The organism is Nostoc sp. 106C, from assembly GCF_002154725.1.
Classification (GTDB): domain Bacteria; phylum Cyanobacteriota; class Cyanobacteriia; order Cyanobacteriales; family Nostocaceae; genus Aulosira.
The window spans coordinates 72,504-87,317 of sequence record NZ_MTAW01000089.1; the positions used below are offsets into that span (position 1 = coordinate 72,504).

General features: G+C 40.0%; 14 protein-coding genes. 10 read left to right on the forward strand and 4 right to left on the reverse strand.

All coding sequences use genetic code 11. The features are described 5' to 3' along the window. Positions 1-248: 248 nt before the first annotated feature. From BV375_RS10405 to BV375_RS10425, 5 genes are all read left to right on the forward strand, one after another. Positions 249-719, forward strand: a complete 471-nt coding sequence (locus tag BV375_RS10405; RefSeq protein WP_086760094.1) for a hypothetical protein — start codon at positions 249-251, stop codon at positions 717-719. A 662-nt stretch (positions 720-1,381) separates the two neighbouring features. Then, positions 1,382-1,564 carry a CsbD family protein gene (locus BV375_RS10410; RefSeq protein ID WP_086760096.1) on the forward strand — a complete coding sequence of 61 codons (183 nt, stop codon included), beginning with the start codon at positions 1,382-1,384 and terminating at the stop codon, positions 1,562-1,564. A 232-nt stretch (positions 1,565-1,796) separates the two neighbouring features. Continuing rightward, entirely contained in the window at positions 1,797-2,237 is a 441-nt protein-coding gene (locus BV375_RS10415; RefSeq protein ID WP_086760098.1) for a hypothetical protein, read from the forward strand. Positions 2,238-2,340: 103 nt separating this feature from the next. Continuing rightward, positions 2,341-2,862, forward strand: a complete 522-nt coding sequence (locus BV375_RS10420; RefSeq protein WP_086760100.1) for a hypothetical protein — start codon at positions 2,341-2,343, stop codon at positions 2,860-2,862. Positions 2,863-3,391: 529 nt separating this feature from the next. Continuing rightward, positions 3,392-4,228, forward strand: a complete 837-nt coding sequence (locus BV375_RS10425; protein ID WP_143842052.1) for a PEP-CTERM sorting domain-containing protein — start codon at positions 3,392-3,394, stop codon at positions 4,226-4,228. 644 nt (positions 4,229-4,872) lie between these two features. Here BV375_RS10425 and BV375_RS36775 read toward each other — a convergent pair. Next, complete coding sequence (locus tag BV375_RS36775; protein WP_166507423.1) at positions 4,873-5,013, reverse strand: hypothetical protein; 141 nt, start codon at positions 5,011-5,013, stop codon at positions 4,873-4,875. Between the two features lie 363 nt (positions 5,014-5,376). Between BV375_RS36775 and BV375_RS10435 the strand changes: the two genes are divergently transcribed. Then, positions 5,377-6,102 (forward strand): HpsJ family protein, encoded by a 726-nt coding sequence (locus tag BV375_RS10435; RefSeq protein ID WP_208095617.1) that lies wholly within the window; start codon positions 5,377-5,379, stop codon positions 6,100-6,102. Between the two features lie 116 nt (positions 6,103-6,218). Here the strand turns inward: BV375_RS10435 and rpe are convergent, their stop codons facing one another. After that, on the reverse strand, positions 6,219-6,926 hold the full coding sequence (rpe, locus tag BV375_RS10440) for a ribulose-phosphate 3-epimerase (protein WP_086760320.1): 708 nt from the start codon (positions 6,924-6,926) through the stop codon (positions 6,219-6,221). A 197-nt stretch (positions 6,927-7,123) separates the two neighbouring features. On the opposite strand from rpe, the gene BV375_RS10445 reads away from it, so the two are divergent. Next, complete coding sequence (locus tag BV375_RS10445; RefSeq protein WP_086760106.1) at positions 7,124-8,743, forward strand: S8 family serine peptidase; 1,620 nt, start codon at positions 7,124-7,126, stop codon at positions 8,741-8,743. A gap of 675 nt (positions 8,744-9,418) precedes the next feature. Then, complete coding sequence (locus BV375_RS10450; RefSeq protein WP_086760108.1) at positions 9,419-10,747, forward strand: serpin family protein; 1,329 nt, start codon at positions 9,419-9,421, stop codon at positions 10,745-10,747. Between the two features lie 36 nt (positions 10,748-10,783). Here the strand turns inward: BV375_RS10450 and BV375_RS10455 are convergent, their stop codons facing one another. Further along, positions 10,784-11,962: an AI-2E family transporter gene (locus BV375_RS10455; RefSeq protein ID WP_086760110.1), complete on the reverse strand. Its 1,179-nt coding sequence runs from the start codon at positions 11,960-11,962 to the stop codon at positions 10,784-10,786. A 108-nt stretch (positions 11,963-12,070) separates the two neighbouring features. Here BV375_RS10455 and BV375_RS10460 point away from each other — a divergent pair, with 108 nt between their 5' ends. Together BV375_RS10460 and BV375_RS10465 are read left to right on the forward strand one after the other, a co-directional pair. Then, positions 12,071-12,553: a hypothetical protein gene (locus tag BV375_RS10460; protein WP_243713904.1), complete on the forward strand. Its 483-nt coding sequence runs from the start codon at positions 12,071-12,073 to the stop codon at positions 12,551-12,553. Between the two features lie 282 nt (positions 12,554-12,835). Then, positions 12,836-14,257 carry an LCP family protein gene (locus tag BV375_RS10465; RefSeq protein WP_086760324.1) on the forward strand — a complete coding sequence of 474 codons (1,422 nt, stop codon included), beginning with the start codon at positions 12,836-12,838 and terminating at the stop codon, positions 14,255-14,257. A 196-nt stretch (positions 14,258-14,453) separates the two neighbouring features. On the opposite strand, the gene BV375_RS10470 is transcribed toward BV375_RS10465, so the two are convergent. Then, positions 14,454-14,606 carry a nicotinate phosphoribosyltransferase gene (locus tag BV375_RS10470; protein WP_086760112.1) on the reverse strand — a complete coding sequence of 51 codons (153 nt, stop codon included), beginning with the start codon at positions 14,604-14,606 and terminating at the stop codon, positions 14,454-14,456. Between the last annotated feature and the right edge of the window lie 208 nt (positions 14,607-14,814).

A 14,814-nucleotide genomic window follows, 5' to 3' on the forward strand; every position in this document is an offset into this window, starting at 1 on the left:
CAGTTGTGCCAGAAATATCCTCTCCCATAGTAGCGATCCCACTCTGCACTCGTGGCACCAGATTAGTTAAATGGATAAATAGCAATCTTTATTTATAAAATTTTACTTATTGCATTTACTTATGTGTACATTTTAAAGATAATTATACCTATATGAGGTTTTTTAAGGTTAAACTCTCTTATATAGAAAAAAATTCACATCAGTTTAATTATTGTAAAAACGAGTTAACAAACCGGAGGAATTAAGTTATGAGCATTAGTAGCACTGGCAAGGCAGTCAGTCCTCGACAAAAGCGTGCCAAGCTAAAAGGAGAAAGTACAGTGGAAGTAGAAAATAATCAGGGTAATAGCTTGAATACAGATAAAGTCGAACAGGGTAAGGATCAGCCAGTGCACAATGAGACTCAAGGAACACTCGCGATCAGTGGAATTCGTCCTATAGGCGCTAGCGACATAGAAGTTGCTGAAAAACTCTCAATTGCTGGGGTGCGTCCCGTTAGCACCAGTACGTTAGAAGTCGTTGAAACCTATAACGCAATGGGTACTCGTCCAATTGGTGCTAATACATTCCAAGTTGTTGAAAATATCAATCTCTCTGGTATTCGCCCAGTTAGCTCAAGTACATTGGTAATTTCTGAAAGCTATTCAACATTCGGCAACCGTCCGATAGCACCAAATGAGATTGATGATTCTGATGGTCTGATGGGCTTTCTAGATTAAATATAAAAATTCTCTTCATAACTTTATAAACCCAGTTCTTTAGAGAACTGGGTTTATTTATTTAATATTCAACAATATTAGCGTGAACTATTCAGGATTTCTTAACAGGACTTACGCAAAAATTGCTGAAAAGCTTAATTTGTCGAACAGCCTTTCGGTTGACGCTCCTGCGTCGCTACTGCTTGCGCTAACGCCACTTTGCCATCGTAATGGGAGGAGCCACTGCGTTGGGCGGCTGTGCCGACTTGAAGCATGTGGCGTCCAATACGGCAATTGGACACCAAGATGCCAACAATGCTAATAATTCGTAGAAGTGCGTAAGTCCTACTTAAAAATAATTATAAGTACTGTCATAATTGGCTATTCAATTGTTAGTTGATAAATTTTACTTTCCAAGCATTACGATAAAGCCAATTTTCTTATGAAATGAGGAGCATAAATTTCAGGATAAGTTCTTATTATCGACTTAAGCTGTTAAATCACAACAAGATATCTATCATTTATGTCATATCTTCTCTCTCTATTTGCATAGGTAATTAATATATCTTGTGACAGAAGGCTAAGAAAAAATTTTTAAGCTACTTTGTAAGGGTAATAACAAAAAGTTTCGGAGTCTTAATACAACTTTGAAACTAATTATTTATTGAAAGAAGGAGTAGAAAATGAGCATAGAAGATAGAGCAAAAGCCGCAGGTAAAAATATTGAAGGGAAAGCCCAAGAAGCTTTAGGTAACCTGACTGGTGACCCAGAAGACAAAGTTGAAGGTAAAGCTAAACAAGCCGAAAGCGAAGTTCGTCACGGCATAGAAGATGTGAAAGATAACGTCAAGAAAAAAATTGACTAAAGCTAATATTTTTTGCTTAAGTTTTAGAAATCAGGTCTAGGTGCAAATACTTCTGCAAAAATAAAGGCTAATTAGCAATCAGGTTTGACCCCTATTATTCTCTTTATAGCAAGGGGAATATTAGGGGTATTATGACCTTTCTTTATCGAGATTTTGTGAATCGAAAAGCTTTTTAAAGATAGGCATACAGGCTGTTTAATTTACTCTTCAATGATTTTTAGGAGGTAAAACAATGATTCTGCTTCAGCAGAGTCGCAAAATCTTGATGGCTGGCATCTTGATTTTGGTTCTGACAATAACCACTGCCTGTGGTGGTAGTAACGTGGCACAACTTGACCGCACAACCAGCACTCCAGCAATTGGTCGAGATGTAACCTATACAGAATTAGAGCGAGGTAATAGTCCCTCAGGGCAAAATTTTGGTAACTGGGTTGTACAAACATCTAACGGATTAATTAAAGATGCCTATGTGCGTGATAACAACAAACTAGGCATTGTTATTTCCCCACAAGTGCGTCCTCAAGAGGTACGACCATTAGCAAAATCTTTAGTACAAGGGTTTCGCAAGCAATTCCCCAACCAAGACTTAACAGTGTTGGTCTATGCTCCTGACAAAAAACTGATTTTGACAGCTAAGTACGACACTCAAACAAGCCAAGTTCAGTATACCTAATTGCTGAGTTGGCAATAAAAGCCAAAGACTAATCTCTGCAGATAATCAAAGTTCCCAGAATGTCAGGTGATTAAAAATTAACCTGAAAAAGGAGAGAACCAAAGTGACAAGCAGCGAACAATACAAACGTCAAATCATGAAAGATTTGGCTGGAGGAAATGTTGAATCTTTAGATGATGTAACAATAGATTCAACCACCGAATACGAAAACTTTGACGATTTTGCTCAACGCACTACACCAGATCAGCGTCGTCAGTTATTTGGTCGGTCTTTACATCCAGAGAAGATTCCCACTAGCCAAATGGAGCCGGAATTACAACAGGCGATCGCACAAATCAAACCCAACGAACGCGATGATGTAGCACGCGCTTTTTTCAAGCATTTAAAGGAAAGAGGACTCGATGAGCGCCATCTAGAACAACAACTTGGTCTTTCCACTCATCACGCCAGCCGCATGAGCGCTGATGATGTCAGCAAACTTGCATCCTTCGTTTATCACAACCACCCCGACGTTTTCCGTGAGGTGTTAGCAGAGCAACCAGGGATTATTAAATTCCTCAGCAATCCCGTTGTTGCGGGCATTATCGGCGTTGCAGCAGCCAAGTGGCTAGGTAGGCACAAGTAAGCGCTGATTCTCAATTAAATGATAAATATTGAGTAAGTAAAGGTGGGCATTACCCATCTTTTTTTCTTTAAAACTTCTTAGAGGAGGTGTCGCATTTAGGAAATTGTGAATAAAACATAGTGACTAAGTAACAAGGAAGCTAAATTTACATAAAATTTATACAATAAATTATCCCATTATATGGGTGTAATCGTTTTCATTCCTGAATTTAGCAATATAAAAGATACAACCTTGATAAAGTAAATACTATAAATTTTTCATAAACTTAAGTATTCTTTCTTAAGAGTATATTCTCTACTGCAATATTAATTACAGGGATATTTGCTTAGGAGCTATCCCCTATAGTTTTAACAGATCAAATGCAGAAGCAATACTCAGACTTCAGCTATTTTGGTTGCTGCTTTTGGATTTGAGAAGCTGATTAATTTTCTATGGCATGAACTATCATGTCCAATTTTTTGGGTGCTGGAAAACTCCAGTTTTGGGTACATCTACTACCAATTTTTACCTTAAAAACGGAGTAATTTTCATGAGTAGATTTGGCATCAGAAGAGGTTTGTTGAAACTGGCAACGGCAACAGCCCTCAGTATTATTACTTTTCAAGCAGCAGGGTCAGCGCAGGCAACTACCTTGACTCTCACTTCCCCAACTTCTGGAGGAGCATTGTCCAGTGGAATCAGCCCGGTAGGTGGAATTGTCTTGGATCTTATTGGTCTGAACAATACAAGAGTAACTAGCCAATTGGGAGCTAGTCAATTGTACATAGGTTATTATAATAGTGGTACTCCATCTGCTTACCAAGGCAATCCTGGCACTATCGGTATTCAGAGCGGCTTTACTCCAACAATCACAGGAGCGCTTGGGGGTGGATTGAAAGAGCTTGCTGTTCGTTTCAGTCTTTATGATGGTGATACTGCGGCAGGTGACTTTGATGAAAATGATAATACACTATTGGTAAACAACATTAACTTTGGTAATTGGAGCAGTGTTAATACTGAAAATACCAATGGGCTAGGAAATGCTGGTGGTGCTGGTTTTAGCGGCGGTGGTTTTCGCAATGATACTCTGGATACAGGGTGGTTCCATGTGACTAATGCCTCAACTCTTAGCAACTTCTTTAACAGCCTTGTGAATACACAACAAGCTATTTACCAAGTTAATGATGTAGACCCTTACGATAACTATTACGACTTCACACAGGGAATTGACTCAAGTCTCATAAACGTAGGTCAGGGCCCAGTAGTGCAACCACCTAACTCTGTTCCCGAACCTATAACTATTTTGGGTACATTGACAGCAGCAGGTTTTGGTGTGGCTTTGCGTCGCAAACAAAAGCAGCAACAACAAGCTACGGTAAAAGCATAAGCTAGAAGCTACAACTAATACATAGTTGCGTTCATATAAAGTATGTACTAATACCAAATCAAATAATGTTTGCGACATATCAATAATATTCTAGAGGTCACGGCAGTGCCGTGCCCCTACAATCTGTCGCATTCTTTTTTCAAATTGGTATAAGTATTGGGTGCTTAAGAATTGAGTGTACAATTTATAACTCAATGTTTAAGCACTCCTTCCCATACATTCTTGGATGGATAATAGCATTACCTAAAAAACGTATCGCACTCAAGATTTACTTGTAATGTTGTGTAAATAAGTACTTTTTTCTATAAATCGCAGAATAGATTTACACAAAATTCATATAGCAAATAACCTGCTTTCCACTGATAATCCTGATGAAATCTTGTTTTTGGTATAAAGTGCAATAAAGTTTTATAAAATAATGAAATTAAAGATTTGATTAAGCTCTACTAAAATCCTTGATTATAAATACTTAGCACGTAATGATAATTACGGTTTTTTCAGGATAATTACGGAAAAATTACCATTACAGTCAAAACGAAACAAAGATGAAATACTTCATTAATTGTTATCGGTAACTGTATAGGCAATAAAAGAATTAATATTTGTCAGGGCTTTACCAGGGTAAAAACTACCATTAGCTTTTTTTATACTTTTCCACTACGTGGCGATCGCAGTGCTGATTTTGGTGTTATTCTATCTTTTCTGTTGCCGGAGTGGGAAGTAACCAATTTAGGATGTAGCTGAGTTTTAAAGGTGATGACTTTGTGGAAACAACTGCGAATCATGTTTTTGGCTATAACCTTAGGTGGTGTAATCTTCGTTTTAGTAAAAGTTTTTCTGACGACGAGTATTAATAAGCCAAAATCCGAACAGTCTCAGCACGAATTAAATAGTCTTGCATTGTTTGAAGACCATATTTGCATAGTCTCACGCTTTCATGCAAACTATAATACCGTTCCTCCTTGCTAGGAGGCTATAGATGTAAGAACTACATAAGGGTTGTATCTAAGCAAGGTATCTTGCCAATTTATATAACTAGAAAGTTTTAGAAAAGGTCTAATGTTATTTGAATTAATAGCGACAAAGCCTTTATCCAAAACCACAAATTTCCCTCATTTCAGATCTCTGTTTTTTATTGTGCTAGGAACATGACTAAATCAAGTAGCGATAAATTCATTCCCGGTTTGGTACAAGAGTTACAAGAGTTTGCTTTTAGCCAAATAGGCTCAACGAGAATTTTACGAATGCTTGGCTACGGACTGCTGCTATTAGCATTGTTCGACGTAGTTGAGATGTTGGTTCCACCCAACTTTATGAATCCTGTTTGGGAATTTCAAACTTTCGGAGCATTGGTTGAAAGAGTACCTGTGCCTTTAATTGGTCTAGCGCTAATATTTTATGGAGAACTGCATTCTCGAAGCAAATGGGAATTCCTCAGTTTGAAGTTAATATCTTGGTTAACTTTATTGTTAGCCTTAATCTTTTTATTACTAATACCTTTAGGAATTGGTAACACTGTTCGTCTCAGTAAACAAAGTGCTGCGCAAATTACTAATGTATCCAAACAACAATTATCCCAGGCGGAACAGGTAGAACAGAAACTAAGCGAAGCTACACCGGAGCAAATAAGTAATTTCTTGAAGGCACAAGGTCGCTCATTAGATGGTAAAAGTACTCAGGAAGTAAAAACCCAAATCTTATCAGAAGTCTCTAAGGCTAAATCACAAATTCAGAACCAAGCAAAAGCTACTCAATCTTCTCAGGGACTAAACTTACTCAAGAATTCTGTTAAATGGAATCTTGGAGCTTTGGTTTCGGCTGCTTTATTTTTTAGTTTTTGGAAAGCAACTCAATGGGCAAGAATCAGTAGATGAGAATAATAAAAAAATTCATCAACGCCTGAATATTCAGCAAAAGCCTCTGTAAAAAATAAGGGTGGGCATTAATGCCCACCCTCTTTGTTTGTGTCGTATAGTTAATTCATTATGGATTACACCTTAGCTAGTTCTGGTGTAGGACGCTTGCTGTTACGAATTGCTGTAATTGCCTCAGCATAATCAGGAGCGTTAAATACAGCTGAACCAGCAACGATCGCATTAGCTCCAGCTTCTAAAACCTGCCAAGTATTATTTGCTTTCAGCCCTCCATCCACTTCAATCCAAGGATCGAGTCCGCGTTCATCACACATCTGACGCAGCTTGCGGATTTTGGGCACTACACCAGGAATAAAGCTTTGACCGCCAAAACCAGGGTTGACGCTCATAATTAAGATTAAATCGCAGAGTTCTAGTACATACTCAATAAAATCCAAAGGTGTGGAAGGGTTGAGTACAACTCCTGCTTTTTTACCGAGTTCTTTGATTTGTCCTAGAGTGCGGTGTAGGTGCGGTGAAGCATTGTGTTCTGCGTGTACTGAGATAATATCAGCACCTGCTTTCGCGAAGCCTTCTACATACTTTTCTGGCTCCACAATCATTAAGTGGACATCTAGCGGCTTTGTTGTCACCGGACGAATCGCCTCCACAACCAGAGGACCTATCGTAATATTAGGTACAAAACGACCGTCCATTACATCGACATGAATCCAATCAGCTCCAGCAGCGTCTACAGCACGAACTTCGTCACCTAAACGGCTAAAATCGGCTGATAGGATAGATGGAGAAATCACAATGGGCTTTTTAGATAGGTTTTGGGTCATGGCTGGTGGGTTTTCAAGCATCCTCGTCTGTAAACATTGTAACAAAATATTTAGCCATCGCTCATAAATTTGATCCCGCCTTTGTAGAGTAGCTGGGGTACTGGGGAGATAAGGGGACAAGGAGCGGGGGAAGGAAGAAATAATCTAACTATTGGCTCTTACCTATTGCCTTTTGACTGACCAATTAACTAATGACTATGAATAAAAAACTAACTTGGGTATTGTGGGGACTAAGTGCTTCTTGTTTGAGTGTGCCAGCGCTGGCTTCAGTTTTACAAACTTCTTTAGGAACCAACGGTATTGATGCTCTCAGGCTACACCAACCTCCTTATAATTTAAGCGGTCGTAAGATTGCTATTGGTCAGGTAGAAATTGGACGTCCAGGAATGTTTGGTTGGGATAAAGCCGTGTCTAAAAATCGTGCTGTATCCCTAGCAGCAGTTTTCTTACGCAATGGTCCAGCTAAATCAAATAGTGGCGTTGATCCCCATGCCTACAATGTTGCTGGTGTGATGGTCAGTAAAGACAAAGCTTGGCCGGGGGTTGCTCCTGAGGCGCGATTGTATTCTTCAGCTGTTGGCTCGACTAAAAACATGGGTCAACCAGAAGAGTGTTTATCGGCACAACACATTGCATTACAAAATAATGGTGATATTCGTGCCATTAATTTCAGTTTTGGTGAACCTCTAAACCGCGATCCGCGTCCTGATGCTATTTTAGATGGCAATGCTTTACTCACCCTCTGTATTGATTGGTCCAGTCGTGTTCATGATGTGTTGTATGCGATCGCTGGCAACCAAGGGAAAGGAGGTATTCCTATTCCTACAGATAATTTTAATGGAGTAAACGTGGCTTTTTCATCCCGTCGAGAAGGGATTTTTAGTAAAGTTGACGTTTCTAATCTCGCAGGTGCTAACCAAGGAGTAAATGGTAGGTTAGCAGGCAAAGAATTTAATATCGGTGGGCGTCGTGCTATTAGTTTAGTTGCACCTGGCAGTAATATTGCTCTGCTCAATCCAGATGGCAAAGTTAATAAGGTCACAGGTACAAGTTTTGCAGCACCTCACGTTACAGGTACTGTTGCTTTGTTGCAGGAATTTGGCGATCGCCAGTTGCGCACAAAACAACCTCACTGGAGTATTGATTCTCGCCATCACCAGGTGATGAAAGCTGTATTGCTTAATTCCGCAGACAAGGTTAAAGATAGCGGAGATGGTTTGCGCTTGGGAATGACCCGGACACTCATTGATAAACAAAATCAAGACTGGCTAGCTTCTGATGCTTATCAAGACCCCAAAATTCCCTTAGATTCCCAAATAGGAGCAGGCCATTTGAATGCATTTCGCGCTTATCAGCAATTTAGTGCAGGTCAATGGCAACCATCAACTGCTGTGCCTGCCATTGGTTGGGATTACCGAACTGTGGATGCACTTGCGCCTGTAGAATATGTCCTAGCAAAACCCTTAAAACAAGGAAGTTTTGTTGCTATTACCTTGGCTTGGGACCGATTGGTAGAGCTCGACGATAAGAATAAAAATGAGCTTTATGACGTCGGAGATACTTTCCGCGATCGCGGTTTGAACAACCTCGATCTCTATCTGGTAAAAGCTGATGCTCAAAATCCAGATGTTGCTACTGTTTGCTCATCTATCAGTCAAGTTGATAGTGTAGAACATATTTTTTGCCCTATTCCTGCTAATGGTAATTACAAAATCCGCATCCAGATGCGCCAACAGGTCAATGAACCCAGTCAACCTTACGCTTTAGCTTGGTGGACTCTACCCGTTAGCTCTATTGGGGAGTTTCAAAATAAATAGAATCAAGTTAAGGGTTAAGGGTTAAGGGTCAAGATTCAAAAGGTAATAGGCAAGAGTCATTAGTTTTTGGCTCTGTCTTCCTAGACCTCCTTATTTCCTTTGTTGCCCCTCACGATTTTCTATTCAGCTTTTTAATGATTTCAACGCTCGTGAGGGGTTTAACCTAACATACTATTATCGTTGATATCTGCTATATGGTAACTCATTGGGTAGATTACTACTTTTTTCAATTCTGCAAACAACTACCAACGCATTTATCCAGATGACATTCAGCGATAGGAAGGAGTATTTATACCCGTTTTGGGATAGAATGTAGAAGCGTTTTATTCTCAGCAAAGTTTGCCTCATACTAGAGAAACTTTGCACGAAATCCAGACCGAAATTATTATATTTATTTATTACTACAAATTCAGCGTGAAGAAATTATTGAGTTGTTTTGTAGTTTAAAATACGTTTAGCTAAAAATCAGGAAATAGCTAATAATCAGGAAATAGCTAATAATCATGGATGTGTATTGCCTACTCAATTAGCAATTAGTAGCTTGCATAAATTCTATTGAATTGCTGCAAATTATTTACTGTTACCAAAACTGTAACAGCCAGGTTTTTCTGCTGTAGTAAATGCCATAGTTAACACTTGAGAAGTCATTAAATCTATGGCGAACGAGGTGGCAGAATGAATCGGCAGAAATTTAGTGGTGTGAAAGAAAATTTCTTGCAAAGACGTTACGGTGTGCGGTTAGGAAGACGTTACGTGCTGGCTGCTGCTAGCGTTGTACTTTTGGGTGTATTAGGCTGTTCTCAAGTCAATGGTGATACGAGCGCACTGGCCCAATCTCGTTTGCCTAATTCAGAGTCTCCTCTGCCAAAAAAAACCGCTACCCCTGATACAAAATTAGTTAATGCCAACAATAAATTTGGCTTCAAACTATTTTCAGAAGTTCTGAAACAGGAAAGTAGTGAAAAGAACGTTTTTCTTTCTCCTTCGAGTGTAGCGATCGCCTTGGCTATGACCTACAATGGAGCTAGTGGCTCTACCCAAAAAGCTATGGCGAAAACCCTGGAATTCCAGGGTTTAAATTTGTCAGAAATTAACTCATCTTATGCAGCATTAAAAAAGCTGTTAGAAAATCCTGAGACTGATGTACAACTGACTATTGCTAACTCCCTTTGGGCGAATCAAAACACCAGCTTTAAGTCAGGCTTTCTCCAGAGAAATCAGGATTTTTACAAAGCCAAGGTGACGAGTTTAAATTTTCAAGATCGGGAAGCACCCAATATTATCAATAGCTGGGTTAAGGATAATACCCAGGGGAAAATCAACAAAATAGTTGATCAAATTCAACCCGACCAAGTACTATTTCTGATTAACGCCATCTACTTTAAAGGAAAATGGAGCAACGAATTTGATAAAAGTCAAACTGCTGTATTGCCCTTTTCTCTAAAATCTGGGAAACAAAAACAGCACCCGATGATGTCGCAAGATGGCGACTATAGATACCAAGAAAATGAGCAATTTCAGGCAGTGAGTTTGCCTTATGGCAAAGATGGTAAAATCAGCCTTTATATCTTTTTGCCTAAACAAAACTCAAGCCTGCAAGCCTTATATCAAAACTTGAATACTGAGAATTGGGACAAATGGATGACTCAATTCCGCAAGCGGGAAGGATTGATTCGTTTGCCTCGGTTTAAAACAGACTATGAAGTTACGCTCAATGATGCACTAAAAGCCTTAGGTATGGAGGAGGCTTTTAGCACCAAAGCTAATTTCTCTGGTATTGGCGAAAACCTTGCAATTAGCCAGGTTAAGCATAAAACTATTGTGGAAGTAAATGAAGAAGGCACTGAAGCCGCAGCGGCAACTTCAGTAGGCATAGTGGCAACATCCGCTATGCAAAAACCAGAACCATTCAGAATGATTGTTGACCGTCCTTTCTTTTGTGCTATTCGAGATAATCAGACAGGAAGCGTTTTGTTTATGGGTTCAATTGTCGAACCACAGTAAACAATTCAAAATTCTTTGCTTTTGAATTTTAACTTTCTAAGGTGATGTAGCTTCTGATACACTCAGGGAACTTTTCGCTTCAGTTTTTGGGGATGCTTCTGGTGCAACGGGTGCAGCTATGTCCCCGGAATTGGCATATTCATCAGTATCACCGCTTAGTGTCGCAGGACGTATGACACTGATAGCGGTTTTAATCACAACAGCACTGGGTACTGCCACAATTACACCTAGAAGGCCCCCAATTCTCGCCCCTGTCAAAACTGAAATCACTACCAAAGCTGGGTTTAAACCTGTAAAACTCCCTAAAATCCGGGGGGCGATTAAGTTCTCCAGAATTTGCTGAACGATAACTGCTGCCATCAAGACTCTTGCCCCCATCCAGACATCTTGCAGCGACACCAATAAGGTAGTCAGGGCAATGCCTACGGAACCTCCAAAAGGGACGAGAGCCATGATGCCGATAGTTAACCCAAATAATAGCCCAAAAGGCACTTTCAACCACAAAAATGCCGGAATCAAAGCTGATGCCATACAGGTAGATAAAATCAGCTGGGTAATAAAGAAATTTTGAAAGCTCAGACGTACTGTTTGAGAAAAAGGCTCACGAAATCTTGAGGGTAGCCATTCTACTAAACTCTGCCAGAGTTCACCTCCGTGTTGTAGAAGATAGAAAGTCAAAATCATTGTCAAGACGAAATCTAGCAAACTAGTGACTGTGACTACAGCTAGATTGAGAACTTGCCCGGCGATCGCTTGCAATTGTCCCTTGACGCGATCGTTAATTTGCACGACTAGGGCATCAAGGTTGATCGGTAAGCCAAAAACCTCTGCTTTCTCGTTTAACAGCATTAACTGGGAACGTCCAGAGTCAATTAACTCTGGCAAGCGAGCCACTAGTTGCTGAGCTTGCGTAAGGGCTAGCGGAAACAGGGTGACACCCAACGCTAATAAAATTGATAAAGCCAATAGAAATACTAAAATAGCAACCGGCTCTCGCCTAGCACCGTGACGCTCCATCCAGCTAACGGGGTAGTTGAGCAGAAATGCTAGCACTGAGGCTCCAACTAAAATGACTATCAGGGAGTGGAAATAATTAAAAATTGACGAGATTGCCCAACCATTGAGCACTAACAGCGGAATGAATAACGCGATCGCTGTGATGCGCGCTAGGGGTGTTAGTGTCTCCCACCAGTCGAGTAGCTTGCGTGTCTGCATCTTTAGCCGATTACAGGATAGAACTAAATAAAATCCTTCTTTACAGCTTATTATCTCTAACTACATGACTCTCATTCATCTTCCTAGTTTAGGATTAGACTCAACCAAATGGAAAATCTTCAACCAAATCACAATTCGCCTGCATCTGAGTCAACAGACACACAGACATGGGGGTACAGTGACAGGGAGAGTTCCGTCACCGCGTCTTCTTCATATTCCCAATCCTTAATTCCTGATGAAGACTCAGCCACCCCTAAAACACAGCTGCTTGTGTATTTGATTCCAGTTATTGGCTTTTTCCCATCGCTGTGGACTCTCTATCGCCGTCAGGGAAGTCGGGAACAACTAGCTGCTAGCCGGCTGTCTATTACTTTGGCATTTACCTGGTTTTTGGGTTACTTTTTGTTAGCAACCGGGGCTGAGAATTTAGAATTTTTCGGACTGCGACTATTAATTCTCAATAGTTTTCTCACTTCTGGTTACTTTTTGGTGAGTGTCTGGTTGATTTTTCGCCTAATTCAAGGAAAATCTCACCGTTTGCCAGGGTTTAGTCGGTTTGCCGAGCGAGTGATTGGCAAGTATTTATCTTAATTTCTAGGTAATAATTAGGTCAGTACTTTTACTTAATTTTTTGCCAAATTAAAGATTATATCTTAAGGGATCTGGTCAAAGTCGTTTATTGTTGTCATACTGCAATAACACATCATCCAATTTGTCGAAAAAAAAGAAAAAGACTGCTATAAGTGTTGTGGTTGACACAACAATCAAAAAGTTAGCACTAATAATTAAGAATTAGCTATCATCGTTTGATTTGTCTGCATATTTATTAGTCTGCAAATGTACCGGATTTGATCAGTAAGTGTGAGGATGTCTGTGACCATTCAAAGAACTTCGGCGGAAGAAAACCCATCGGCAAACGTCTCCAAAGCCAGCAGAAAAAAGATCCAAAGCTCTAAATCTGGACGTTGGTTGTGGTTTTGGGTAGGTATGAGCGGTATTGCGATGGTTTCAGCTACAGCAGGGGCACTGTTGGCAGTTTCTTTAACCAGTAATTTACAGCAAGCCCAACTTAGTCCCCAAGAAGAAGCAGTATTCGATGGCGATCGCATCTCTGGAAGTGGGTTGCGATTTTCACAATTAACTCGCCCCGTCAATATCTTACTTATGGGGATGAGCGTACTCCCACCAGATGTTCAAAATCCTCCTGCCGAAACCAAAAATCTCAGCTACCAGCCTCAGGTAAACTCTTTTGATGGTCTTTCTGATGTCATGCTCTTGATCAAATTTGATCCAGAGACAAAAAAAATTATCATGCTTTCGATTCCCAGAGATACACGCACGGAAATAGAAGGGCATGGCATCAAAAAAATTAATTTTGCCAATGTTGAAGGTGGACCAGCCTTAACCGCCAAAACAGTCAGCAATCTTTTAAATGGAGTAGCCATTGATCGCTATATCCGAATTAACGTTTTGGGGGTTGCCAAGCTAATTGATGCTTTGGGTGGCGTTACTGTCTACGTTCCCAAAGATATGAAGTATCAAGATGAATCCCAGCATTTGTACATCAATTTGAAGGCAGGTAAACAGCATCTTAATGGCGATCAGGCGCTGCAATTATTACGGTTCCGCCATGATGCACTCGGGGATATTGGGCGGATTCAACGCCAACAAATGGTGCTGCGTGCTTTGATGGATCAGTCACTTAACCCTGCAACTGTGACTCAATTGCCAAAAGTACTTGATGTCGTTAAAGAAAACATAGATACCAACTTGGCTGTTGAGGAGTTGTTGGCGCTAGTGGGTTTTGGTGTGCGAACCAATCGCTCAAATATGCAGATGTTAATGGTTCCAGGTCGCTTTAGCGAAAAAGGTGAATTTGATGCTAGCTATTGGTTACCCAATAAAGATGGGATTGCCAAGCTGATGGCAAAACACTATGGTGTGGAATCAACACAAGCACAAGAACAGCAGACTGTTGAACCAGGTTCTTTACGTGTAGCTATTCAAGATAGCACAGGTAGCGATCGCACTAATTTGCGACCTTTAATTAGATCCTTGGAAAAAGCTGGATATCGCAATGTTTTTGTAGCCAAAGCTTGGGGTGAACCTTTGGATGTGACTCACATTGTCGCTCAACAAGGAGATGGTAACAGTGCAGAAGTAGTTCGCCAAACTTTAGGATTTGGGGAAGTACGCGTGGAAAGCACTGGGAATATCGGTTCTGATGTCAGTATTCAAGTGGGTAAAGATTGGTTGCAACAAAAAGCCCTCCTAGAAAAGTCTACTCAACCTTAAACAATACTATTAACTTTGATGAGAGACATTGATTAGCCTTTAATTATCAAGCTGCACTATCTAAATTAAAAGTTGATTTTTGTTATGCTCCTATTCAATACTGAATATCAGCATCCTTAAACAAAAAGGCGTGGGTAAAACCTCACGCCTTTAGTTTATTAATTTCAAAATATCTCATTTATGACTAATCTTTTATTTACCAATCATCTGCCATACCTTTTCTGTAAGGATCGCCTGTAAAGGGTTGAACACCAATCACAGGATAAGCATCATCATTAGGACCAAAAATCCGCATTGCGGCTTCAGAAATAAATTGAGTTATGCTAGCGATGATTCTGGAAATACCCATAATCTTAGACTCCTTTTTATGAGTCGCATTAATTGGTGATGTCTTTACTTTAATTCTGATATTCTACCCTTGCTTAAATCCTCAATATATCAACAAGCTCTGCAATACTTTTACAGATATGTTTGCAATACTTTAGCTTCTTTGCTAGTTAAACTTTTGTGTTTAATTCTAATTGTAAATTAGCTATTTCTCAAACCCTTGATTGACA